Raw genomic sequence first — 23212 nt, forward strand, 5'->3', positions numbered from 1 at the left:
ATGCACGATCAGGCGATCGACCTGGTGCCGGCCATCGGCAGGGTGATGGGCGAGGTGTTGACCCGTGAACCACTGGACGGCGGCGACGACTTCTTCGCCTGCGGAGGCGATTCCGTCCGGGCGGTGGAGGTGCTCCAGCGGCTGGCTTCGGAACACGGTCCGGCCGGAGAGGAGGCGTCGGACATCTTCCAGGCCCAGTTGCTGCTCGCGATCTTCGACGACGCCTCGCCCGCGGCGCTGGCGTCGGTGATCACGTCCTATGTGGACTGAAAGGGCGGCGACGCCGGTACGCGCGGTGCTGCGGGCGAGGCTGAAATGGAACCGGGAGCGGGTGCCGGACCGGACCGCCTTGCGGGTCGCCACCGCGACCGGCTGGGACCACACCACCTGGGCGGAACTCGACCACGCGGTCGCCCAGGTCGAGCGACGCGCGACCGGGCTTCCCGGCGGGCCGGTCGTCGTGGTGGCCAACGGCGACGCCGACAGCGTCGCCACGCTGTTCGGCCTGATGACGTCGGGAGTGGACGTCGTGGTGCTGGAATCACAGTCGTCCACAGTGGACGACCCTCGTTCGGTGGTGCACCGGATCGGCGCGTCCACTGTGGTCGGTGTACCGGAGCGGCCACACCGGGCCTGGCGTGCGGAGGCGGCACCGCCGGGCACCGCCGGGTTCGGCGCACCGGACGGCGAGGTGTTGCAGCTGACGTCCGGGTCGACCGGTGAACCGAAGCTGGCCCGCCAGCCGCTTCGCAACGTGTTGTCAGGTGCGTTGACCTACCGGCGGACCTTCGAGCTGACCGCGGACGACTCAGTCGTCGTCGCCGTCCCCGTCGCGCATTCGTTCGGTCTGATCGGCGGACTGCTCGCGTCCTTGGTGTCCGGGGCGGATGTGTGGACGTTGCCCCGGTTCACCGTTCGCAGGGTGGTCGAGGCGCTCGACGGTGGTGCCACGGCACTGCTGGCCACGCCGCTGGCCTACCGGTTGCTGATCCCGGCGCTGCCCGCGGCGGAGCGTGCGCTGAGAGTGGCGTTGTCGTCCGGCGCACCGCTCACCGACGAGCTGGCGAACGGTGCGCGACGCCGTCTGGGATGTCCCGTGCGCCAGGTTTACGGCAGTACTGAGACGGGGTTGATCGCCTGCCATCCGGCGTCGGCGACGGTGTGGCCCGCCGGTTCGGTGGGCACCGCGCCGCCGGGAACGGAACTGCTGGTCGACGAAGCGGGAAGGGTGCTGGTGCGAACTCCGACCCTGTACGAGGGCTACGCGGGCGCGACCGGCGCGGTCCGCGTCGAAGACGGCTTCTACGACACCGGTGACACGGGTCGCATCGAGGACGGCCACCTGTTCCTCACCGGCCGCAAGACGACGTTCGTCAACGTGGGCGGGAGAAAGGTCAACCCGCGACGGATCGAACGATTCCTCGGTGGGACGCCGGGTGTGCGGGATGTCGCGGTCTACGGCGACACCGACGACAGGACCGGTGAGCAACGCCTGCACGCCGCGGTGGTGCTCGCGCCGGGCACGACCAAGGGGGACGTGTTGGCGTCCTGCCGCGAACTCGGATTGCTGCCTTACGAGACACCCCACCGCCTGGTGGTGCTGGAGCGCGTACCGCGGACGGCGATGGGGAAGGTCGACGCGCGGCGACTACGGGAGGCGCTCGGCGCCGTCCGCGACGACGAGAGCGAGGGAGTCACATGAATCATCCAGGAGCCTCTCCGGGCAGCGGCCCGATCGCCGTGATCGGCTTGGGGTACGTCGGACTGCCACTGGCACTGTCGTTCGCGCGACAGGGCAGGACGGTGGTCGGGGTGGAGACGGACCCCGAGGTCAGATCGTCGCTGGCCGCCGGCCGTCCGCGGTTCCACGAGCCGGGGGTGGCCGAGCTGCTGAGGGAACAGCTGGGGGAGCGGTTCACGGTCGCGGCGCAGCCGCCGTCATGGCCGGACGCGGTGGTGATCTGCGTCGGCACCGCCGTGGACCCGGAGACGAAGCGGCCGAATCTGGCCCATCTGCGCGCCGCCGTCGACGACATCGCGCCACGGTTGGACGACGACACACTGGTGGTCGTCCGCAGCACCGTGCCGGTGGGCACCACTCGGAAGCTGGTGCGTGCCCGGCTGCGGGACCGGGGTGTCGATCCGCTGCTCGCGTTCTGCCCGGAACGCACGATCCAGGGGCGCGCGATGGCGGAGCTGTCAGAACTGCCCCAGGTCATTGGCGCGATCGACGAGCGGTCCCTCGCCAGGGCGAAGGAGTTGTACGCGCCGGTCGCTCCGGATCAGGTTCCGGTGTCCAGCCCGGAAGCCGCAGAGCTGGTGAAGCTCGTCTGCAACGCGCATACCGATCTCATCTACGGTTTCGGCAACGAGGTCGCGTTGATCGCGGAGGCACTCGGGGTCGACGCCAGTGAGGTCATCGCGTCGGCGAACCTGCGGTATCCGCGGCCGGATCTGTGTCGTCCGGGATATGTCGGAGGCAGCTGCCTGACCAAGGATCCGTACCTGCTGGCGCATTCGGCCGAGGAAGCCGGTTACCACCCGCCGATGGTCGCCGCCGCCCGTGAGGTGAACGAGCGGGTCCCGCGGGCGGCGGTGCAGCACGTGCTCGCGGCGCTGGCCACGGCGGGGCGTTCGGTCAAGGACGCGAAAGTCCTGGTGTGCGGCGTCGCCTACAAGGGCCACCCGGAGACCGACGATGTGCGTGGTTCGGCCGCGATCGATGTCGTCCGGCTGCTCGGGGGCCGGGTGGCGGAGCTGGCGGGCCACGACTACGTGGTCGGCGCCGAGCCGACCGCGCGGATCGGCCTCACCCCCGCGTCACTCGACGAGGGGATGGCCGACGCCGACGCCCTGATGGTCCTTGTCGACCACCCCCGCTACACGCGGGAGATCACCGCCGAAGCGGTGCGGGCGCGGATGCGTCCGTCGGCCACCGTCGTCGACATCTGGGGCGTGCTCGAAGACGAGCTCGGCGCTCTTCCGGACGTGAACTACCGGAGGCTGGGCAATGGGCGCTGAACGGGTCATGATCACCGGCGGCGCCGGGTTCGTCGGGCTGCACCTGGCCCGGCACCTCGTCAGCGGGGGCAGCGAAGTCACCCTCGTGGACGACTTCTCCCGTGGACGGCAGGACGAGAACTTCCGCGAACTCGGCGAGCACGTCGCGCTGTTCGAGCACGACCTCCGGGAACCGTTGCCGTTCGACCCGCCCGACGACGGATTCGACGCCGTCTACCACCTCGCGGCGGTCGTCGGGGTGGCCAGGGTCAGCCAGAACGCGGCATTGGTGCTCGACGTCAACCTCCGCTCGGCGCTGAACGTACTGGAGTGGTGTCACCGGTACCCGCCGGGAGCGTTGTTCCTCAGCTCCACCAGTGAGGTCGCCGACGGCGCCGCCGGCCTCGGCCTGACGGCGTACCCGACGAAGGAGGACGGACCGTTCGCACTCGCGGCTCCCGCCGCCCCGCGCGCTTCGTACGCGCTGAGCAAGGTGGTCGCGGAATCCCTGTTCCGGCAGAGCGGTCTGTCGCGCGTGCGGATCGGGCGGTACCACAACATCTACGGCCCGCGGATGGGAGACGAACACGTGATCCCCCAGTTCGTCGCACGCGCGCTCGGGAGGCTCGATCCGTTCCCCGTCTACGGCGGTACACAGGCCCGCGCGTTCTGCTACATCGAGGACGCGATCGACGCGACCGTAGCGCTCACCCGGCTCCCCGATGCCGACCCGATGGTCGTGAACATCGGGAACGACCGGGAGGAGATCCGGATCGACCGGCTCGCCGACAAGGTCGTCACGCTCGCTGGTTACCGGCCGGCACTCGACATTCACCCGGCACCGGCAGGGTCGCCCGAGCGGCGGCTGCCCGACCTCGGCAGGCTGCGCGACGCCGTGGGATACCGACCGCGGGTGAGCCTGGACGAAGGGTTGCGCCGCACCTTCGAGTGGTACCTCGCCGAGCGCACCCGGACCGAGCCATGACCGGGTTCACCGTGCGTGCGGGCCGATTGCTGCGCGACGGCGAGGACTTCGTCCCGGTCGGGGTCAACTATCACCCCTCGGTGGCGGGCTGTCGCATTTGGACGGACTGGGATCCGCACGCGCTGCGGTCCGACTTCGTCCGGATGGCCGCGGACGGCTTCGACACCGTGCGCCTGTTCGTCTTCTGGCGCGACTTCGAGCCCGAGCCCGGCGTTTACCGCGACGAGTCGTTCGAACGGCTGCGTGACGCGGTGCGGTTCGCCGGAGAAGCGGGGCTGGTGTGCGTGCTGTCCCTGCTGACGATCTGGATGAACGGGCAGCGGCTGGATCTGCCGTGGCGGCGGGGCAGGGATCTCTGGCTGGACAAGGGCATGCTCGAACGGCAGGTCGAGTTCGCGAAACGGGTCGCCGGGTCGCTACGCGGCCTTGGCAACGTGCTCGCCGTCGACCTCGGCGACGAGGTGTCCAACGTCGAGCCCGCCGCGGCCGCGGCGCTGTCCCGCACGGATGTCGCCGGGTGGCACTTGCTACTGGCATCGACGTTGCGACGTGAACTGCCAGGCGTGCTGGTGACTCAGGCCAACGACGCCACGGGTGTTTTCGGCGGCTCGCCGTTCGGAGTGGACAACGCGGGAGGCCTGGATCTCATCGCTGTCCACGGATTCCCGACCTGGGCGCCAGGATCCATCGAGTCGACCATGTCGTACAAGGCGACTTCGCTGGTGCCCTTCCTCGCGCGGTTCGCGGGGGCGTACGGCCTGCCTTACGTCGACGAACTGGGTGGTTACGGGGTGAGCGACGAGGTCGCGGCCCGGTACCTTGGCGCGGCCGCGGCGGCGGCGCTCGCCAACGGCGCCGCCGGGCTCGCCGTGTGGTGCTGGCAGGATCTCACCTCGGCCACCGAGCCCTACGACCAGCGCCCTGGCGAGCGCCACACCGGGCTGCGCCGGATCGACGGCAGCCCGAAGCCCGCGCTCGCCCGGCTGAGCCGGGTAGCGGCGTCGGCGACGGAGCTGGCGGGCTTCTCTCGCGGAGGTACCGCGTCCATCGCGCTGTACCTCCCGGAGGCCGTCCGCGCCGGACGGGGCTCATATCTGGACCCGGATTCGGGAACCGTCGCGTCGTTCTACGCGTACCTCCTGCTCAAACGCGCGCATCTCGACTTCGACGTCGTGTCCGGTCCGATCGACGGCTACCGGCTGGTGGTGTGCCCCTCCGTGACGAGGGTCGGCGCGGTGGACATCGAGCGGCTCGGTGCGTGCCTCGCGGACGGCGGCAGTGTCTATTACTCGCTGGGTGACCATCTGCACGGTTTCCCCGGCGACGCGGTGGCCGGCGTGCGGCTTCAGGACTTCCGCCGGTGCGCGGACGGGCGGGAGTCGTTGCGCTGGGGCACGGGCGAGTGGGCGTTGGACTGGGAGAAGGAGACCGCCTCGGACGTCGTGCCGACCACGGCCGACCCGGTCGGGTTCTACGGAGACGGCAGCCCCGCGGTGTTCGTCAACGCCGTCGGGCCGGGGCGGATGCTGTTCTGTGGCGCGCCGGTGGAACGGCAGCTCGACCGGCCGGGACGTCTCGATGCCTGGGGAGGTGAGCGGTTCTACCGTCGGATCGCCGAGTTCGCCGGTGTCCTCCCCGACGTCGACTGCACGCTGCCGGAGGTGGAGGTGGTGCCCGCCAGAGCCGATCCAGGCGGGGCCGCGCTGGTCGTCAACCACGGCGCCGAACCGGCGCGAGTGGTCCTGAGCTGGCGGACGGGCGCCACGGCGGAGGTGGAGCTCGAACCGAAGGACTGGCGGATCGTCCCGGCCGGAACGGGGGTGTCCGGATGAGGGGCGTGGTGTACCACGGGCCGGGAGACGTCCGGGTGGAACCGGACCTGCCGATGCCGACGGTGCGAGGACCTCGGGACGCGGTCGTCCGGGTCACCAAGACGGCGATCTGCGGTACCGACCTGCACCCGTACCGAGGTGAGATTCCGGGGTTCGAGTCTGGCACGGTACTTGGACACGAGTTCACCGGCACGCTGGTCGAGGCCGGATCGGGGGTCTCTTTACATGTGGGGCAAAGGGTCGTCGCCTCGGACATTGTCGCATGTGGACGGTGCGAACGGTGCGCGCGTGGCGAGCATTACCAGTGTGAGCTGGTGACCCTGTTCGGCTACTCGACCGTGGTCGGTGCCGCCCTGCCCGGTGGCCAGGCGGAGTACGTGCGTGTCCCGTACGCGGACGTCGTCCTGGCCGCCGTACCCGACGATCTCACCGACGAGGAAGCACTGTTCGCCGGTGACATCCTGTCCACGGGATACGCCGCGATCCAGGCCACCGCGATGCTGCCGGGACAGGTCGTCGCGGTGGTGGGCGGCGGGCCGGTCGGGCTGTGCGCGGCCATGTGCGCCATCGCCGCCGGCGCCGCTCGGGTCGTCGTGACCGACCTCGACCAGGAACGCCGGGAACGCGCGAACCGGCTCGGGTTCACCGCGTCGTCGCCCGCCGGACTCAGCGCGGCGCTCGCTCGCGCCGGTGCGCCGGATGGCGCACCGGCGGTGGTCGAGGCGGTCGGGACCGATGCCGCGCTGGCCGCGGCCGTGCGCGCCGCCCGCCCGTGCGCCACGATCGCCGTCGTTGGCGCGCACCACGCACCGGATCTGCCATTCCCCGCGGGCACGGCTTTCGCCAGGGAACTCACGGTGAGATTCGTTGTCGGAGACCCGATCCGATACCGGGACCAGGTGTTGGCGCTCGTCCGGGCGGACCGGCTCGACCCGGCCGCCCTCGTGTCGCACCGCATGCCGCTTTCCGCCGCCGCCGAGGCCTATCACCTGTTCGACCGGCGCGAGGCCTTCAAGGTGGTTCTCGACGCCTCCGGATGAGGACACCCGATCAGCGGTAGCCGTTCGTACCGCTCAGTGGCCCGCCCGTTCGCGCATTACCGAGGTCGGCGGGGGTCTGGGAACGTGAGGACATCAGCAAGCGAGGAGGACGGATGACGGCGTTGGCGGCGGTATCGGTGCATCTGCCGGAGGAGGTCACGTCGATCACCCCGTACCTCGCCGATGTAGGCCTCAGCCCGGCGCAAATCAAGCTGTACCACAGGTTCTACGGATTCTCCCGGCTACGGCTCGCACCGTCGGAGTCGATCACCGAGCTGATGCTCGCCGCCGTGGAAGGGCTCGACGCGTTGCGCGGCAGGGAGAACCACGTGCGGTACCTCGTGCAGGCCAAGACGATTCAGCTCGCCGCGCCCTATCCCCGCAACCCGTTGCACGAAGTTCGCGAGGCGCTCGGTCTCGACCACGCGATCGCCTTCTCCCTCACCCAGCACGCCTGCGCGTCCGGACTGCTCGCCGTCGACCTCTGCGGCAAGCTCCTCGCCGCGGACGGCGACCCGGACGCGCTGGCGCTGATCCTGTTGGGGGAAAAGGCGTTCACGCCTTCCGCGCAGCTGATCGCGGACTCCGCGATCATGGGCGAAGGGATGGCGGCCGTCCTGGTCACCGCGAGCGGCGAGCGGGACCGGTTGATCGGTTACGCGACCAGGACCCACGGCGAGTACCACACCGGTCCCTTTCTTTCTCCGGAACTGATGGCGACCTTCGATCGGCTCTACGCCCCCGCGCTCGCGGAGGTGATCCTCGCGGCGGTGGACAGGGCAGGACTGGAAGTGTCCGATGTGGACCTCGTGCTGCCGCACAACGTCAACCAGATGTCGTGGCTCCGGGTGGCGAAGTCGATCGGTCTGCCGAGGGACCGGATCCTGCTGGACAACCTGCCCGAGCTGGGGCACTGCTTCTGCGCCGACTCGTTCATCAACTACCGGACGGCGATCGAAGGCGGGCGTCTCCGCCGGGGAGCCCACTACGTGATGACGTCGGTCGGTCTCGGAGCGACCTTCGCCGCGATGGTCTTCCGGCATTGAGCCACGAGGACGACCGACTGCACCACCCACCCAGAGAAGAACGGCAGGCTGGAGGCAACAACCATGGAGTCGCACAGCGTCGAACGCGGCAAGATCGTCGAAACGGCCATCGGTCTGCTGGCGACGATGAGCCGGCGGGAGCCGGCGACCATGTCCGAGGAGACACGCCTGTTCGAGGAACTCGGCCTCGACTCGGTCAACACGTTGGAACTGCTGATGCAGCTCGAGGAGCTGCTGGACTTCCAATTCGACGCCGAAACGCTGGAGCAGCGGTATCTGGAAACCGTCGGCACCCTGGCCACCTACGTGGCCAAGCAGGCGAGTGTGTGACCGATGTACCTGGCGACTTCACCGGCGGTGGCGCCGATCGCACCGGAGTCCGGCAGACAAGTACCGTTGCGGCTGGAACGGGCCGCGAGCCGCGTCTTCGGCGAGGGCCGCCCCTACGATCCGGGCCTGATCCAGTACTTCGCCGATCTGGCAGCGCTGTACGGCCTGCGGCATCGGGACGACTACTTCACCCGCGTCCGCCGCAACACCTTCACCGACATGATCGGCGGTGTGCTGGCGGATCTGGCACCACTGGACGAGCCGTTCGACCTCGTCGTGCTCGCGCACAGTACGCCCGACGCCGAACCGGGCTGGCCCGCGTGCTTCGCCGCCGACGCGCTGCCTGGCGACCCGCTGGTGCTGGCGGTGTCGGATCAGGGTGCCGCGGCCGCTTTCACCGCGCTCCGGATCGTGGCCGACTACGCGACCGCGGACGGGTTCAATCGCGCACTTGTGCTGATCCTGGACCAGACCACCTTGATGGACGACGATCAGCCTGCCCCGCGCGAGGTGAGGCCCACTCACGACGCCGTGGTCGCACTGGTGCTGAGCCGTCACGCGGACGGCGGCGGCCCGGCGATCCGTTGCCAGGCCGACCTCGGGCGCGATGAGGCGATCGCGTCGGTGACCGCACTGCTGGCCGGCAGCCGGCCCGCGGCACTCGTGGCGGGACCCGCGGTCGGCGTCGAACGGCCGGGCGTCGATCTGGTGGTGGCCGAACCCGGCAGACCGTGCACGGGCGTCTGGGCCGCACTGGTCGATCGGCTCGGCGACTGGGACGCGGGACGCCGGGTGGTGCTGGCCGAATACGACCCGGCACTGCGCTATCTGGGAACCTGCTCGATCGAGACACCCCCGCGAGCGATCGCCCTGCGGTGGACGCGCTGCCGGGCGGTGACGCGGGGCGAGAGCATCGGCGCTGGATTCGACGTGCTGCTGGAGTCGTTCCCGGGCGGGCCCCCAGCGGGGCCGGGTGGGCATGTCCTCGTCCGGCGAGGGGAAGGCGAACCACCCGAGGACGACCTGCCCGCGACGTCAAGGGAATTACTCGCCGCCGAGGGCCTCGCCGTCGGAGAGCGCGATCCCCGCCCGGCCGTCGACGACGCGACGTGGTTGACCGGACTCGCCTGGCTGCGGCTGGGGGCGTCCGAACAGCTCACCGACCGGTGCGTCGCGTACCTGGGGGAGCGTGCCAGCGGCGAAGGCAGCCTTCTCGACCGGCAGCTGGTCGCCGGTCAACTGGCGGACGCCCTGATCGAGCAGTTCGAAATCGAGGCCGTACTCGGTGCGCCCGGCCTCGATCCGCCGACCCTGCGCCGGGTGCACCGCCGGATCACCGACGCAGACCGCCTCCTGTCGCGGCTGCTGGCGGCCAGCGGCTTCCTCAGCGACGGGCCGGGGCGGGTGGCCTACGTGTCCCAGCTGATCGCCGATGTCTGGCTCGGCACGGAGAGCACCGGGGAACGCGGATGACCGAACTGGATGACCGTCTGCTCGCGCTGCGAACGCACGCCCGTGGTTGGGCGGGTGATCTGCGTGCCGTCGCCCTGCGGCTCGAACGCGAGCCCGACCGGATCGTGGAGTCGCTCGGCCTGCCCGCGATGGACCACGTCGGATTGTTCCAGAGCCCGCCGCGGTTCCGTCCCGCGCCACTGGTCGTCGGGTCGCACCGGTTCACCGGGGACAGCCTGCTGGAGCAGGTGGTGCTCGTCGAGGAACTGGCCTGCGGTGATCTCGGGGCGCTGATGGCGGCGCCCGGCGCGCCGATGGCGGGACCGCTGGTCGCGCTGCTGGGTGACGAACAGCAGCAGGAGAGCTTCTTCGGCAGGCTGGCGTCCCGGCCGACCTGGACGTTCTTCGCGCTCACCGAACCGGGTGGCGGTTCGGCGGCCACCAGTCTCGAAACCCGTCTGCGTCGTGACGGCGACGGTTATCTGCTCGACGGCGTGAAGAAGTACATCGGCAACGCCTGCCGCGCCGGGGTCGGCGTGGTCTTCGCCCGGTCGGATCCGGGCCCGCTCGGCATCCGCGCGGTGCTCGTCGACGCCGAAGACGCCGGGTACTCCCCGGTCGCGTTGCCGACCCTCGGGTTATGCGCGGCGGGGCTGAGCGAACTCACGCTGCGCTCCGTCCGGCTGCCGTCGGAGCGTCTGCTCGGACGGCAGCTCTCGGCGGTCCGTCGCGGCATGCTGGGCTGGACCCGGACGTTCGACCGGCTCCGTCCCGTGGTCGCGGCGATGGGGATCGGTGTGGCGCGGGCCGCCCACGACTACGTGCGGGCGCACCGCCGGGTCCTGCGGGGCGACGAGCGCACTCGCTGGGAAGAGCTCGGGCTGCGGATCGACGCGGCGCGACGGCTCGTGCGGCACGCGGCCGTCACCGTCGACGCGAATCCGGCGCAGGGCCACCTGGCCTCGGCGGCGAAAGTGCGCTCCACCCGGCTGGCCGAGGACGTCACCCTCGCGGCGCTCGGATTCTTCGGTCCCGGCGCCCGGCTCGATCACCCGTTGCTCGACAAGTTCGCCAGGGACGCGCGCGGCGTCGAGTTCATGGAGGGCTCGGGCGACGTGCAGAAGCTCGCCGTCCACCACCAGCTCACCCGAGGGAGGACATCATGACTCAGCCGAACAAGCACGGCGGCCCAGGAGAGGCGGCTCCACCCATGCCATCCGGTCCGGGCGGCGGACCGCCGGATCCGGCGGGTGGTCCGCCTCCCGGTGGCGGCCCGCCGCCGTGGGCGGTGCCGGGGCCGGACCGCCGTTCGATCCGCGCCGCGCTCGCGCGGCTGGCCGTTCCCATGGTGCTGGCCGAGGTCATCGGTCTGCTGGTGGTGGTCGGCGTCCAGGCGTTGCTGGGCAGGATGGACGGGGACGCGCTCTACGTGCGTGCGCTGTACATGCCCGTGGCGAGCCTGTTCCTCGCGTTGTTCATCGCGTTCGACATCAGCAATCAGGTCGCCGCGGCCATCAACCGCGGCAGGGGACGGCCTCAGGACGTGGTGCCGATGGCGCTGAGTTTCAGCCGGATGTGGCTGGCGTTCATCTCGGCCCTCATCGTCGTGCTGGCGCTTGTCGCGCCGTTGCTCGCCGACGCGCTGCTGGTGCCGCCGTCGTCCCACGACCACTTCGTTTCCTTCGTCCGTTGGATGGCGCTGGCCGAGCTGACCTACGTCGGCGTGGTCCTCTGCGCGTCCAGCCTGCGCGGGTTCGGCCACGCGCGGCACAGCGCGGCGGTGATGCTGGTGGGAGCGGGTGTTCAGTTCGGCGGGGTGTGGGCACTGGGCATCGGCGCCGGAATGGGCGCGAGCAGTGTTCCGCTGTCGATCGCGCTGTCGTCGGTCGTCGGACTGGCGCTCGGCCTGTTCTTCCTGCGCCGCACCGGTCTATGGCGGCCGGGGCAGCCGAAACCGTGGCAACCGGACGCCGTCCGGCATCTGCGGCAGGTCGGTCTGCCGGTGGCGACCACTCAGGTCATCCTGTTCGGCTCCAACCTCGTGCTGCTGCGGGTGCTCGGGGTTTTCGATCCTACGGTGGTCTCGGCCTACTCCGGCGCGTCGAGCCTGCAGATCCTGGTATTGATGCCCGGTATCGTCCTTGGCTCGGCGACGGCCATCGTGCTCAACCAGCAACGGGGGGCAGGCAAGGCCGAGTGGCTGCCCGGAACGCTCCGCGCCGGCCTGGAGATCGCGATCGGGACCTACGTCGTGCTCGGCGTCGCGGTGTGGGCGGCGAGCGGACCGCTGGGTTCGCTGATGTCCGACGTGCCCGAGGTGTCCCACCAGACCGCGCTGTACCTTGGCACGATCGGGCTGACCTATGTCCTGCAGGGGCCGGTCCTGTCCTCGCTGAACATCATGGAACAGATCGGTTCCGGGCTGGTCGCGGTGTTGTTGAACATCTTCTATTACGTGGTCATCGTGGTCGCCAGTGCGCTGGTCGTTGCCGCGGTGCACGACCCGGTCGCCTTCTACCGCACGGTGGCGTTGGCCAACCTGGCGGGAATCACCGTCGTAGTGGCGGTGGTGGTCGTGGTCCGCAGGGCGAGCCGGATCGAGTCGGGGCAGCCCTGACGTGCGGTTTGGCACGGTCGTGCCGTCGCGGACGGCGGACCGCTGCCGCACATTTGGCATGGCCGGTCAGTGATTCTGCCGGGCCGGGCGCCGAAACCCGCTGCTATCAATGAGAAGCGGCGTTGTTCCGGCCGCAGCGGCACGAGCCGCGACGAGGGGAAGGGGCACAGCCATGACGCATACCGTTCCGGTCGCCGAGGACGCCGGCATGTTCAGCATCGCACTCCTGTCCGGCAACGAGGTCCTGCGGCACGGGCTGGAAATCGTGTTGAGGTCCGTACCCGGTGTCGGGACGGTTCACCGGTGCGGCAGCCGGGAGGACATCGACGGGCTGGCCGCGCTGCCGGTACTGGACTTCGTCATCGTCGCCTCGGCCGACGCGCGGTGGCTGGACAGCGTCGCGGGCGCGTTCGCCGCGAAGACGAAGATCCTCGTGGTGATCGACGAGATGTCGGTCACCGGTCCGGTTCTGCCCACCTCGGTTCCGGTGGACGGCTTCCTGTCCCAGCAGGACCTGTCCGCCGAGACACTCGGCGACGGCCTGCGCCGGTGCGCGCTCGGCGAACTGCCGATGCCTTCGCGGCTCGCCCGGGAGTTGCTGTTCAGGGCGGACGACCCCACCTCGCGTCAGCGGATGCGCGCGGTGAAGCTGACCAGCCGTGAGACCGAAGCGCTCTCCCTGCTGGTGAAGGGGCTGAGCAACAAGCAGATCGCCCGGCGCCTGACCATCTCGAGCCACGGCGCGAAACGGCTCGTGGGCAGCATCATGTTGAAGCTCGACTCGCCGAACCGGACGACCGCCGCGGTCAACGCCATCAAAGCCGGCCTTCTCGACGATCACTGAGGGGACGTAGGACCATGACCGCTGACCTGTCCGACGAGCGCGAATCCTTCGCCGAAGTCGCCAAGACAGCACTGTGGACGGCCGCCGCGCGGGCACGGGAGAGTCGTCGCGACGACAGACTCTTCGACGATCCGTTCGCGGCGACGCTCGCCGGCCAGGAAGGCGTCGCCCTGCTGTCCCACTTCCACCCGTCGCACGCGGCCGACGACGGCAACCCATTCCTTGCGATCCGGACCCGCTGGTTCGACGAGTTTCTTCTGCGGTCAGCCAAGCCGGGGTGCCAGGTCGTAGGTCTTGGCGCGGGTCTGGACACCAGGGCGTACCGGCTGGACTGGCCCGAAACGGCCGTCGTGTTCGAAGTGGACCAGGCGGACTTGCTGTCCTACAAGGAATCCCGCCTGTCGATGATCGGCGCGGAAGCTCGCTGCGAGTGTCGCCGGGTGCCGGTGAACCTCACCGACGACTGGGTTGGCGCTTTGTCCGACAACGGTTTCGATCCGGCCCGGCCGACGATCTGGTTCGCCGAGGGGCTGCTGTTCTACCTCCCCGAGTCGCTGGCCAGGAACGTGGTCGCGCGCACCGCCGAGCTGTCCGCACCCGGCAGTCTGTTCGCGGCCGACCTCATCGGCACCGGAATCTTCCGCTTCCCCTACCTGAAGCCGTTTCTGGGGAAACTGGAGGCGGCGGGCAGCCCGTGGCGCTTCGGCACGGACCGGCCCGGCGGGTTCGTCCAGAACTGCGGCTGGCTGGTGGACGAGGTCGTCGAACCGGGTGCTCCGGCGGCCGATTATGGGCGGTGGCCCGCCTCCGTGGCGCCGGAGACGCTGCGCGACTTGCCCCGTAGCTACCTCGTCGAGGCGGCTGTCTAGACCGTGTCTCCCCGTTCGGCGCTCGGCACTGTTCCCGATGTCGCCGCTAGAGCCAAGAAGGTTCTCTTGAGGGGTGAGGCGAAGGTGTCGTGAGGTCGGGCGGGTCGCGAAAGCCACCGTGGGGACGTGGGATGTCCCGAAAGAGGCGGGCCTCTGAATGTCCACAAAGGACACTATTCGACAGTTGGATATCCGTTTGATGTGTATATGTACGATATTTGAGAGGGGTCGTGAGTGATTTGGGGGTTTATAGAGGGGTAAGGCAACGGTGGCAGGTTGCGAAAGTGGCTTTCGCAACGTCAGGGTCCCTCGCCGAATCCACGGCCCTGCGCAAAGCGCCCGAATCGGGCACGGTGAACCCCGGAAGTGTCCCCTGTGGACAGCCGAGAAGGTGCCAGGCCACGGTGGCGAGCCCACCTCTGCCAGCCGGCACCCACTGACCAGCGGATATGCGACTTTGCCGAGACCCTGACGCTGAGGGTGGTGAAGGAGCCTTCACTACCCTCCGAGGCACGTCCTGGTGACACCGAGACAACCGTGACGCCCCTCGCCTGCTTCACGCCGTTCCCAGGTACATGAAGGCCCCCTTCCTTGCGCCTAGGTACAGGAAGGGGGCCTTCATGTACTCCAAAGGAACCCTCGTGCGGCGCCGTCCTTCAGCCAGTTCACCTTCACCTGAGAGTGAAGACCCTGGTCGGACCGTCTACCTGACCCCCCGGTCGTAGGTGCAGCTCACCGCGAGCGGGAAACAGGACCACCGTGGCCACCGTGTGCTCGTGACGGATGTCGCCGTTCGCGGCGACGTACACGGGCGGCGCCGACAGCAGCGCGAAGTGCTCCGCGGCGCTCGCGTTCGCGCGCAGCCCGGCGAGGCCCGTGACGCAAGCTTCGAGCCGCCGTACCGAAGAGCGGCGAGCGAACCGGTTCACCTCGTCCTGAGCCGTCAAATCCGGGTGCAGGATGTGGTTCGTATGCGCGATAGCCGGTGCGGAGACGGTCCGTATCCGGCCGTCCACCAGCTCGACCCATGCCGCGCGGGACCGGTCGCAGAGCACGAGGTTGCGTGAACTGGCCAGTGGCAGGGTCTGAAGCAGCTCGACGCCCTCCTTCACGTCACGGGCGTGGTCGAGGAGGTACCGGACCGCGAGATAGGGCGGTACTCCCGGTTTCCAGGTCCCTCCCACGATCAGGTTGATGCCGATCGCCAGCCCGGCGTCGTTCAGGCCGAGGTAGCCGAGCTGACCACCGAAGCTGAGCACGAGGGCGCGGCCGGGCGAACCGTCGCGCGCCACCTCGAGGACGGCGATCTGGTCTGCGAGATCGCCATTGAGATCGACCGTCTGCGCCAGTACCGGGGTGCCGTGCCCCACCCGCGCGTAGGCGGTGCAGTCGCCGTGAGCGGGCACCCTACGGTAGCCCAGTATCTCGCGCCGTGCCTGCAGCAGTACCGCCTCCCGACGGCTCAGGCCCGCCCCTTCCGCCAATCCGTCGATCTCGTCGGCAAGCTCCGGCACCGCGGCGGCGATCGCCGTCCGGTAGGCGTCGATCGTGGGACCGAGCGTGGCCGGCGACACGGGCCGCCACAGTATCCGGTTGAGACGGCAGAGATCATCGTCGAGGAAAGCCCGCAAAGCGGTCGCGCGAGCCGTTCCATGCGCACGTCCCCGGGTACGGGCATCGCCCTCGACGCGGACGAACGGAACGTCCGGTACGCGGGTCATCCGGGAGTGATCTTCGGCTGCCGTTCGAGCTGTTCCTTGATCCGCGGCCACTCGGCGCGCAGGACGCTGAAGAACACGGCGTCCCGGCGTCGTCCTCCGGGCATCGGGTTGAAGCTGCGCAGCGTGCCTTCTTCGCGGGCACCGATGTTGCGCAGCGCGCTACGTGCCTGCACGTTGAGCCGGTCGGTTTTGAACTCGACCCGTTCCGCCCCCAGGCGTTCGAAGGCGTGTTGGAGCAGCAAGTACTTCGCCCACCGGTTCATCCCCTTGCCGCGGAAATCACGGCCGAGCCACGACCACCCGATCTCCAGCCTGCCGTCGCGTTCGGCCAGATTGCCGTAGCTCATGCTGCCCGCGGCGCGACCGCCACGTTTGTCGGTGACCAGGTAGACGACCCGTGTGCCGTTGGTGTGGTCGGCGAGCGTGGCGTCGAAGAAGGCTTCGAAGTCGGCATCGGTCTCGACGCGGGAGACGAAGAAGCGCCAGATGTCCGGGTCCATCGCGATGGACCGCACCGCGGCCCGATCCTCGGCCACGATCGGCCGCAGGAGTACGTACTCGTTGTCCAGGGTCGTAGCCGCCAGTTCCAGCCAGCTCATGCCGTTCCTTTCGAATCCGCCGAGTCCGTTCCGCTCATGGTGCCCTGGTAACGCCCGTTCTGTCGTTCACCTCGTTCTCGTGAGCGGCGAGGATCGCCGCACGCCTCGGTTTGAGTTGCGCGGTCAACTGGCCGTTCGCCACGCTGAACCGCTCGCGGGCGAGCACGATCTTGGCGATCCGTTCATCCCGTTCGACCGTGGCGTTCGTCCGCGTCACCCAATCCGTGATCGCGTCGAGGTCGGGCGGACGGCCGACGGCCGAAACCACGGCGACCAGGTAAGTCCGGGAGGGGCAGAAGATGACGCACTCGTCGACCGCGGGGCATTCCCGCAGCCGTTCCTCGATGGGCCGCACGACGATCTTGCGGGCGTTGTCGAGCACGATGACGTCGTCGGCGCGGCCGCGGATGTAAAGGAAACCGTCGCCGTCGAAATAGCCGAGGTCACCGGTGCGGACGGTGCCGTCGGTACCGAACACCTCCTCCGAGGCGCCGGGCGGTCCGTACTCGTACCTTGTGTTCACCGGGTGGTCACCGCGGACGCTGATCACCCCTTCGGCGTCGATCAGGACCTCCTTGCCGGGCACGACCTTTCCGACACTGCCGATCCGCCAGGCCCCGGGGTGGTTCTTGGTGACGATGCAGGTCTCGTTCAAGCCGTAGCCCTCGAAGATGGGCAGGCCCACGTCGCTGAAAAAGCGCAAGGTCGCCGGGCCGGCAGGGGCGGAGCCGGTCCACAGATACCGGATTCGGGGGCCGAAGAACCGTTGCGCGGCGATGGGGAGAGCCGCGGCGGGGTCTGCGGGCGAGATCCTGGCGGCCAGCGACTCGATCCGGCGCCGCATCACCTCGTAGAAGGCCGGGATTCCCATGACCACGCTCGGCGCGGCGCGCCGTAGCGTGGCGAACGCCGCGTTGTGCGTGCTGATCGTGACGTCGTGGCCGTGCAGCAGAGCCGAGTAGATCCAGTACCGTTGCTGGAGCAAGGACAGCGGCAGGAAGACGAACAGGTGGTCGTCCGGTCCGTGGGAGAACAGCTGCTGAACCGCGCGCAGCGAGCTTTCGATGCTGCCTACCGTCGCGGCCAGTCCCTTCGGCTCGCCGGTGCTGCCCGAGGTGAACTTGATCGTCGTCACGTCGCCGGGCCGGTGGCTCACGGGTGACGGCGTGGTCCCGGCGTCCATCCATCGGCGTACCTCGGCCATGTCGTGGACACCGGGCGCGTCCACCGGTGTGTCGGTGAACAGCAGACGCAGGCTGTAGCGCGAGAGAAGCGCGGGATCAACCCTGAACTTCTCCGGTTCCAGTCCCGCGGTGACGACACCGAGCCGGAGCGCGGCGAGGTCCAGCAGCACCCATTCGAGGCTGTTGCTCCCGTGGATCCCGATGCGGTCTCCTCGGACGACACCGAGTTCGGCCAGCCCGCCGGCCACGTGTCCGGCCAGCTCCTGAAGCCGGCTGAGATCAAGCGATTCCGACCCGCCGAAGCGGGTGAAGGTGATGTGACGATCGCTGCGGGCACGGTCGGTGGCGAGGCGGTCCAGCAGTGACTCGCTCACTCGTCCGCCTCCTCGGCGAAGAAGACGCGCCCGGCGAGGTCGACGCGGGCCCCGGGGGAGAGCAGTTCCACGGCCGACGGCCAGCGTTCCGGTGGCGTCAGCCCCAGTGCGCCCGCCAGACGATGGGCGAAGCGGGGCATCACCGGCGCGGCGCAACCGGCGAGCAACCGCGCGGCCGCCAGTTCCAGCGCGATAGCGGTACGGGCCTGATCGCTCCAGCCCGGCAGCCGGCTGCCGGGTTCCTCTCGTCCGGCGAACGCGCGGGCGTCCTGAACCAGCGCGGTCAGGCCACGGGCGGCCTGGTTGAGGGAGAAGCCGTCCGGGCCGAGACTGCCGGTCAGCGCCCGGAGCCTGTTCTCCAGATCGGCGAGGAAGGCCGTGTGCTCGGGTGTCCAGGTACCGGTGTCCGGAGCGTGGCCGCCGTACCGCTCGTCGACCCGGGCGCCGAGGTCACGCAGCCAGCTCTGCCATTGTCCGATCAGGACGGTGCTCAGCACGTCCCCGAACTTGCTCCGGCTGAAGCTGGTCCTCCGCCCTTCGGGACGGGTCGAGGCGAGGAAGTATCGCACCGCGTCGACGCTTTCAGCGGAGAGGATCTCCTTGCCCCAGATCGCATGACGCCTGCTGGTCGAGAACTTGTCCTTCTCCAGCAAGTAGAACTCGTTGACGTGGTAGTCGATGTCGGGCCGCCAATCGGGAAACGCGAGCCGGTAGAGCGCGGGGTACAGCACCGCGTGGTAGAAGCTGTTGTCGAAGCCGAAGAAGTGGACGATCTTCCAGTCGTGCCGAGGCTGATCCCACCGCCAGTTCTTCGCCGACCGGCGTCCCAGCGCTTCGATTCCGTACAGGAAACCGTAGGCCATCTCCGGCCAGGCCCAGATGGCCTGCTCACCGATGTCCGGCGCGGCAGGTGACACACCCCAGCCGGTGGGATGGGTGAGGCTGACGTCGAGCCTGGGGCGGGCGAAGAGGCGGTCGGCCAGTTCACGCAACCGTGCCGGAACCCGGCCGAGCGCGTGGTGGTCCGCGACCGTCGCCCGGAAGTCGTGCAGAGGCAGGGAATGCCGGACGGTCTCCGCCCGTCGCGGCGGTTCCGGGGACAGTGCCGACCGTGGCTGCAGCAAATCGACGCACGCGTTGGGCTCACCGCACTCCTCGCACAGGTTCCCCCCGGTCGGCTGCCCGCAAGCGGGACACGTGCCGCTGACGTCTCCTTCGTGCAGGTACTCACCGGTAGCACCGTCGAACAGCGCGGTTCCGGGCGTCGGGCGGACCTCTCCCGACGCCGTGAGCCGGGAGAAGAACTCGCGCAGCCCCTCCGCATACCGCGGCGCGGTACGCGGGACAGTGAACTGATCCGGTTCGATGTCCATCAGCGCCAGCGTCTCGCGGATCTCCGCGCTGAACCGCGCGGCGGTGGTGGCGGGTGACTCGCCGGCTTCCCGCGCGTACGCCGCGACGTAGCTCTGGAAGTCGTCGCTGCCGGTGAGATGCCATGCGTCCGCACCGTTCATCCGCTGGAACCGGACGAAGACGTCGGCACCGAGGTACGGGCCGGAAAGATGCCCGAGGTGCAGGTCACCGTTGGGTGTGGGCGGAGTGGAGAACACCAGTAGCGGTCGCCCCCGAAGCCTCGTCGGCGATTCCGCCGCGAGGGTCGCGCGTGCGAAATCCCGCCAGTACACGTCGGCGAAGACGAGGTCGGTTTCGCCGGTGTTCTCCACGACGTGGGTCTCGAAGGGCTCGAACAAGGCAACGGTCCCCGGCCCGATGGGATGGGTGACTCCGTTCACGAACAGCTCGCCAGAGCCTTCGAGCACGACGAACATCTCGATCTCGTCGTGCTGGTGTGGGGCCGAGCTGGTGCCGGGGCGCACCCGTGCCCATCCCGCGCCGACGGCGCTCCAGTCGATCACGCTCATGTCGATGCCGAACGCCGGATGCAGTTCGGCGTCGGAGTACTTGTCAAGAATCACCACAGGCTCCTCGAACCGACGGGGACTTCCAGAAGATCGGCGGTCTCTCGGGCGATAGCCGGCGCCAGCCGGTAGCCCGCGCCGTTCGCGGCGCCGGCGAACACCACGCGACCGGTGTCGTCAAGGGTGCGAACCTGCGGCTCGCCGCTGTCGCTGTAGGCGTCACAGAACACCCTGCCCGACCTGAGGGCGGCTCTGGGCAGATAGCGGTTCAGCACGGTCTCCGCCTCGCGTCTGTGCCCGGCCGAGAGGCCCTCCGGCGGCGCGTCGGGATCGACATCCCATTCCGGGCAGGTGTAGCTGAACAACCAGTGCGCCCGGCGGGGCAGCGGGAGCAGGAAGGCGTCCTCCCGGTCGAACACCACGAGGCTGTGCCGCCGGGAGACCGGGTGGTCCAGATGCAGGGCGACCACCCGTTTCACCCTGGCGCCCACCGTGGGTACGAGGGTTCGCCAAGCCGGGTCGCCTAGCCAGGGGCCCGGACAGAGCACGACTCTGCCCGCCGTCAGGGTGTCGCCACTTGCCAGCCGCAGCGCGACATGGGTCGAGCAGGGCTCCACACCGGTGACTCGCAGCCCTTCGCCGATGCCGACCTGTGGCCGCAGGGATCGGGCCAGGAGCTGGGCGAGGGCGGGTACATCGGCGTGCTGGCAACCCCGGCATCGCCACACCGTGGCGCCCGGCGGGAGGGTCACCGACCGGCCCGGGACCGCGTCGACCCGGCGCAGTTCCGCTCCGGCGAGGTAACCGGCCGGAGGCGTGGCGCCGGAGGACACCACGTAGGCGTCGACCGAGCGGATGGGGGAACCCGGTAACTCCGCGCGGAGCCGCCGGTAGTAGTCCTGGCTGTATTCGGTCATCGCCTGAACGCGCGGTGTCGCCCCGCGCGGGAAGTGCACGCCGGCGGACCGCCGCGTGGCACCGGATCCGATGGCGTCGCGGTCGAGCACCACTACCGTGGAACTCGGCTGCCTCGTCACGATCTCCCTCGCGACGAGGCAGCCGACGATTCCGCCGCCCACCACCGCGACGTCGACGGTTCCGTGCATCGTCAGGTCCTCTCCTGGCCGTCGACCGGCCGCTGGGCGGACCACTCGAGGAACGACGGAAGCTGGTCATCGGAGTCGACCTCGCGCAACCGGTCGATGATGCGTCGGCAGCGCCACGCGAGCAGGCTCAGGTTCGGGTCGGCGAGCCCGCGCTGCTGCCGCGTCGCGTTCTGCACGAAGATGTTCCGGTCCCTCGGTCCGTCCCACCGGACGGCGAAGCTGCGGTCGATGCGGTATTCCTCGTTCTCCCGTTCCAGCCTGCTTTCCAGCGGTGTCAGGAAGTCCATCCGGGAGGGCCGGTAGCCGGTCGCCCAGACCACGACGTCCGCCCGCACGCGTTCGAGCGTTCCGGCGTGGGCGTTGTGACGGCAGGTCAGCTCCCACTCGCCGGGCCGCCCGGCGACGTCGACCACCTCCCGGTTCGGGTAGAGCGACACCAGGCCCTCGTGTCCGTAGACGAACCGGTGCAGATAGAACTGCTGATACAGCTGGCGCAGGGTCGACATCGAGATGCCGTCGCTGGAGAGGACCTGGCGGCGGTTGAACTCCGCCCGCGTTGCGGGGTCCAACCCGGCGAAGTAGTCCGAATGGCAAGGCATGTAGTAGTCGTTGGTGAACGGCGAGTCGTCCAGCGGGAGGTAGTTCGGCCGCCGCGACAGCCAGGTCACGTTGGCGACCGGGCGTTCGACCCGGCTGATCAGATCGAGTACCGCTTCCGCCCCGGACTGCCCGCCGCCGACGACGGCGACCCGCTTGCCGCTGAGGTCACCCGCGGTGGTGAGGAAATCGCTGACGTGGAACTGGGTCTCGCCGAGTTTGCCGGTGGTGCAGGCGGGCAGCCACGGGCGCTGTCCGATACCGACGGCGATGTTCTCCGCCGTGAACGTCCGATGGTCGGTCCGTATCCGGAACAGGCCGTCGAACTCGACCGACCGCACTCGTTCACCGAAAAGCAGGTTCTTGTTCCGCTTGCTCGCCCATTCCAGATAGTTGCGGTACTCCTGCCGTGGAATGGCGTCGAACTGAGCGTTGGCGAAGTGGTAGATGCGGCCCTGGTCGTGCAGGTACGCCAGGAACGAGAACTCGTTGGCCGGGTCGGCGAGGGTGACGAGATCCTTGAGGAGCGACACCTGCAGCGTGGCGCCGTGGAACAGTTGCCCGTCATGCCAGCCGAACTCCGGCTCGCGTTCGAGGAACAGATTCGAGATGTCGGGACGGCCGTGCAGCAGCGAGGCGAGGCTCAGATTGGCCGGGCCGATGCCGATCCCGACACACCGGTACCGGATCTGCTCCCGGTTTCGTCCGGCGGCCACCGCCAAACGGTTCGTCTCGGGTGCCGCCACTGTTATCCACCTTCGGCGTGAATCGCTGTTGTCCACACAGGACCCGGCTCGGTCAGTGCTTTCAGTGTTCAGCAGCGCGAAAGCGGGCGGCAGATCCACATTGTGGTATGCCTGTTTTTCCGGAGGGCCTCAGCCGACGGGGATGGCGACGTCGCACACCTGGTCGTCCGGCTCGGCCGAGGCGAAGTCGGCGAAGTACACCTCGCGAGGGGCGCCGGTCATGTTCAGCTCCCGCTGCGAGATCCAGTGCGTGACGAGGTCGTATGCGGACAGGATCTGCGGGAATTCCACCTGGGCGCGACGCAGGCGCAGGTACGCCTCGCGGTGCGCGGGCTCGTGACGGACGGCGAACTTGGCGACGGGTGTCACGTCGAGGGAGATCGGCACGCAGACCTCGACCGGCCCGTCGCTGTCCTCGGAGACGTCGCCGTAGTAGACGGCGAACGGGTGGCCGGCGGGTCCGCCGAGATCCGCGGCGGCCTTGTGCAGTCTGCCGAACGCGCCGCCGAGCCAGCAGGAGAGTGTGTCGACGGTCGTATGCCGCTGTTCGGTCAGGACCTGCTGTGGCAGCACGTCCCGTACGGCGACGGCGGTGGTGTCGGGTGTGTCCCCGCGCATCGTGCCGAGCAGGTGACTGACGAGTTCGCGACGGACGGACATGTCGCGTTCGATCGTCTGCCAGTACCGAGTGATCATCTCGGCAGCGTGCGGCGACGGCGCCGAGATGATCTCCGCGATGGTGGAGAGGGGGATGTCCAGGCGTCGCAGCGTGCCCACGAGCCTCGCGGTTTCCAACTGGCTTTCCTCGTACCACCGATAGCCGGTCTGCGCGTCGACATGCCTCGGTGTGAGCAGGCCGAGCCGGTCGTACAGGCGCAGCGCCTTCAGCGACAGGCGTGACCGGCGTGCGAACACGCCGATCTTCAGCAGGGCGTCCACGCCATCGAGCGT

Annotated in this window: 20 protein-coding genes; 13 read left to right on the forward strand and 7 right to left on the reverse strand. The window is 69.2% G+C overall.

Annotation, left to right across the window (positions count from 1 at the left end; all coding sequences use genetic code 11):
• The 13 genes from ACLJO0_RS16495 (at position 1) to ACLJO0_RS16555 (ending at position 14015) form a co-directional block, all read left to right on the forward strand.
• Positions 1 to 270 carry a phosphopantetheine-binding protein gene (locus ACLJO0_RS16495; RefSeq protein WP_125795808.1) on the forward strand — a complete coding sequence of 90 codons (270 nt, stop codon included), beginning with the start codon at positions 1 to 3 and terminating at the stop codon, positions 268 to 270.
• Complete coding sequence (locus ACLJO0_RS16500) at positions 260 to 1702, forward strand: class I adenylate-forming enzyme family protein (protein ID WP_410579394.1); 1443 nt, start codon at positions 260 to 262, stop codon at positions 1700 to 1702. The genes ACLJO0_RS16495 and ACLJO0_RS16500 overlap by 11 nt, the downstream gene beginning before the upstream one ends.
• Complete coding sequence (locus ACLJO0_RS16505) at positions 1699 to 3021, forward strand: nucleotide sugar dehydrogenase (RefSeq protein ID WP_410579395.1); 1323 nt, start codon at positions 1699 to 1701, stop codon at positions 3019 to 3021. The genes ACLJO0_RS16500 and ACLJO0_RS16505 overlap by 4 nt, the downstream gene beginning before the upstream one ends.
• The gene (locus ACLJO0_RS16510) at positions 3011 to 3985 is read left to right on the forward strand and encodes an NAD-dependent epimerase/dehydratase family protein (protein ID WP_410579396.1); all 975 of its coding nucleotides are present in this window, start codon (positions 3011 to 3013) and stop codon (positions 3983 to 3985) included. Before ACLJO0_RS16505 ends, ACLJO0_RS16510 begins: the two co-directional genes overlap by 11 nt.
• Positions 3982 to 5817 (forward strand): beta-galactosidase trimerization domain-containing protein, encoded by a 1836-nt coding sequence (locus ACLJO0_RS16515; RefSeq protein ID WP_410579397.1) that lies wholly within the window; start codon positions 3982 to 3984, stop codon positions 5815 to 5817. Before ACLJO0_RS16510 ends, ACLJO0_RS16515 begins: the two co-directional genes overlap by 4 nt.
• Positions 5814 to 6857 (forward strand): alcohol dehydrogenase catalytic domain-containing protein, encoded by a 1044-nt coding sequence (locus tag ACLJO0_RS16520; protein WP_410579398.1) that lies wholly within the window; start codon positions 5814 to 5816, stop codon positions 6855 to 6857. Before ACLJO0_RS16515 ends, ACLJO0_RS16520 begins: the two co-directional genes overlap by 4 nt.
• Before the next feature lie 113 nt (positions 6858 to 6970).
• Positions 6971 to 7903, forward strand: a complete 933-nt coding sequence (locus ACLJO0_RS16525; RefSeq protein ID WP_410579399.1) for a 3-oxoacyl-[acyl-carrier-protein] synthase III C-terminal domain-containing protein — start codon at positions 6971 to 6973, stop codon at positions 7901 to 7903.
• Between the two features lie 63 nt (positions 7904 to 7966).
• Positions 7967 to 8233: a phosphopantetheine-binding protein gene (locus tag ACLJO0_RS16530; RefSeq protein ID WP_410579400.1), complete on the forward strand. Its 267-nt coding sequence runs from the start codon at positions 7967 to 7969 to the stop codon at positions 8231 to 8233.
• 3 nt (positions 8234 to 8236) lie between these two features.
• On the forward strand, positions 8237 to 9706 hold the full coding sequence (locus ACLJO0_RS16535; RefSeq protein WP_410579401.1) for a hypothetical protein: 1470 nt from the start codon (positions 8237 to 8239) through the stop codon (positions 9704 to 9706).
• Positions 9703 to 10851: an acyl-CoA dehydrogenase family protein gene (locus ACLJO0_RS16540; RefSeq protein WP_410579402.1), complete on the forward strand. Its 1149-nt coding sequence runs from the start codon at positions 9703 to 9705 to the stop codon at positions 10849 to 10851. Before ACLJO0_RS16535 ends, ACLJO0_RS16540 begins: the two co-directional genes overlap by 4 nt.
• Complete coding sequence (locus tag ACLJO0_RS16545; RefSeq protein WP_410579403.1) at positions 10848 to 12302, forward strand: MATE family efflux transporter; 1455 nt, start codon at positions 10848 to 10850, stop codon at positions 12300 to 12302. Before ACLJO0_RS16540 ends, ACLJO0_RS16545 begins: the two co-directional genes overlap by 4 nt.
• 172 nt (positions 12303 to 12474) lie before the next feature.
• A complete protein-coding gene (locus ACLJO0_RS16550; RefSeq protein WP_158633142.1) occupies positions 12475 to 13146 on the forward strand; it encodes a helix-turn-helix transcriptional regulator in 672 nt (223 codons plus the stop codon).
• A gap of 14 nt (positions 13147 to 13160) precedes the next feature.
• Positions 13161 to 14015: an SAM-dependent methyltransferase gene (locus ACLJO0_RS16555; RefSeq protein WP_410579404.1), complete on the forward strand. Its 855-nt coding sequence runs from the start codon at positions 13161 to 13163 to the stop codon at positions 14013 to 14015.
• Between the two features lie 671 nt (positions 14016 to 14686).
• On the opposite strand, the gene ACLJO0_RS16560 is transcribed toward ACLJO0_RS16555, so the two are convergent.
• The 7 genes from ACLJO0_RS16560 to ACLJO0_RS16590 form a co-directional block, all read right to left on the reverse strand.
• The gene (locus ACLJO0_RS16560; protein WP_410579405.1) at positions 14687 to 15736 is read right to left on the reverse strand and encodes a C45 family autoproteolytic acyltransferase/hydolase; all 1050 of its coding nucleotides are present in this window, start codon (positions 15734 to 15736) and stop codon (positions 14687 to 14689) included.
• Positions 15733 to 16335, reverse strand: a complete 603-nt coding sequence (locus ACLJO0_RS16565; RefSeq protein WP_410579406.1) for a GNAT family N-acetyltransferase — start codon at positions 16333 to 16335, stop codon at positions 15733 to 15735. The genes ACLJO0_RS16560 and ACLJO0_RS16565 overlap by 4 nt, the downstream gene beginning before the upstream one ends.
• 34 nt (positions 16336 to 16369) lie before the next feature.
• On the reverse strand, positions 16370 to 17893 hold the full coding sequence (locus tag ACLJO0_RS16570; RefSeq protein ID WP_410579407.1) for an AMP-binding protein: 1524 nt from the start codon (positions 17891 to 17893) through the stop codon (positions 16370 to 16372).
• Positions 17890 to 19869: a class I tRNA ligase family protein gene (locus ACLJO0_RS16575; protein WP_410579408.1), complete on the reverse strand. Its 1980-nt coding sequence runs from the start codon at positions 19867 to 19869 to the stop codon at positions 17890 to 17892. The genes ACLJO0_RS16570 and ACLJO0_RS16575 overlap by 4 nt, the downstream gene beginning before the upstream one ends.
• A complete protein-coding gene (locus tag ACLJO0_RS16580) occupies positions 19866 to 20918 on the reverse strand; it encodes an NAD(P)/FAD-dependent oxidoreductase (RefSeq protein WP_410579409.1) in 1053 nt (350 codons plus the stop codon). The genes ACLJO0_RS16575 and ACLJO0_RS16580 overlap by 4 nt, the downstream gene beginning before the upstream one ends.
• Positions 20919 to 20920: 2 nt before the next feature.
• Entirely contained in the window at positions 20921 to 22261 is a 1341-nt protein-coding gene (locus ACLJO0_RS16585) for a lysine N(6)-hydroxylase/L-ornithine N(5)-oxygenase family protein (protein ID WP_410579410.1), read from the reverse strand.
• Between the two features lie 129 nt (positions 22262 to 22390).
• Positions 22391 to 23200: a MerR family transcriptional regulator gene (locus ACLJO0_RS16590; protein ID WP_410579411.1), complete on the reverse strand. Its 810-nt coding sequence runs from the start codon at positions 23198 to 23200 to the stop codon at positions 22391 to 22393.
• Positions 23201 to 23212 lie beyond the last annotated feature (12 nt).

It is taken from the genome of Amycolatopsis sp. lyj-108 (assembly GCF_046549005.1).
In the GTDB taxonomy this organism is placed as follows: Bacteria; Actinomycetota; Actinomycetes; order Mycobacteriales; family Pseudonocardiaceae; genus Amycolatopsis.

Bases quoted from the DNA above. Each gene is read 5' to 3' on its own strand.
- ACLJO0_RS16495 (WP_125795808.1), top strand. From the start codon at position 1: ATGCACGATCAGGCGATCGACCTGGTGCCGGCCATCGGCAGGGTGATG.
- ACLJO0_RS16500 (WP_410579394.1), top strand. From the start codon at position 260: ATGTGGACTGAAAGGGCGGCGACGCCGGTACGCGCGGTGCTGCGGGCG.
- ACLJO0_RS16505 (WP_410579395.1), top strand. From the start codon at position 1,699: ATGAATCATCCAGGAGCCTCTCCGGGCAGCGGCCCGATCGCCGTGATC.
- ACLJO0_RS16510 (WP_410579396.1), top strand. From the start codon at position 3,011: ATGGGCGCTGAACGGGTCATGATCACCGGCGGCGCCGGGTTCGTCGGG.
- ACLJO0_RS16515 (WP_410579397.1), top strand. From the start codon at position 3,982: ATGACCGGGTTCACCGTGCGTGCGGGCCGATTGCTGCGCGACGGCGAG.
- ACLJO0_RS16520 (WP_410579398.1), top strand. From the start codon at position 5,814: ATGAGGGGCGTGGTGTACCACGGGCCGGGAGACGTCCGGGTGGAACCG.
- ACLJO0_RS16525 (WP_410579399.1), top strand. From the start codon at position 6,971: ATGACGGCGTTGGCGGCGGTATCGGTGCATCTGCCGGAGGAGGTCACG.
- ACLJO0_RS16530 (WP_410579400.1), top strand. From the start codon at position 7,967: ATGGAGTCGCACAGCGTCGAACGCGGCAAGATCGTCGAAACGGCCATC.
- ACLJO0_RS16535 (WP_410579401.1), top strand. From the start codon at position 8,237: ATGTACCTGGCGACTTCACCGGCGGTGGCGCCGATCGCACCGGAGTCC.
- ACLJO0_RS16540 (WP_410579402.1), top strand. From the start codon at position 9,703: ATGACCGAACTGGATGACCGTCTGCTCGCGCTGCGAACGCACGCCCGT.
- ACLJO0_RS16545 (WP_410579403.1), top strand. From the start codon at position 10,848: ATGACTCAGCCGAACAAGCACGGCGGCCCAGGAGAGGCGGCTCCACCC.
- ACLJO0_RS16550 (WP_158633142.1), top strand. From the start codon at position 12,475: ATGACGCATACCGTTCCGGTCGCCGAGGACGCCGGCATGTTCAGCATC.
- ACLJO0_RS16555 (WP_410579404.1), top strand. From the start codon at position 13,161: ATGACCGCTGACCTGTCCGACGAGCGCGAATCCTTCGCCGAAGTCGCC.
- ACLJO0_RS16560 (WP_410579405.1), bottom strand. From the start codon at position 15,736: ATGACCCGCGTACCGGACGTTCCGTTCGTCCGCGTCGAGGGCGATGCC.
- ACLJO0_RS16565 (WP_410579406.1), bottom strand. From the start codon at position 16,335: ATGAGCTGGCTGGAACTGGCGGCTACGACCCTGGACAACGAGTACGTA.
- ACLJO0_RS16580 (WP_410579409.1), bottom strand. From the start codon at position 20,918: ATGCACGGAACCGTCGACGTCGCGGTGGTGGGCGGCGGAATCGTCGGC.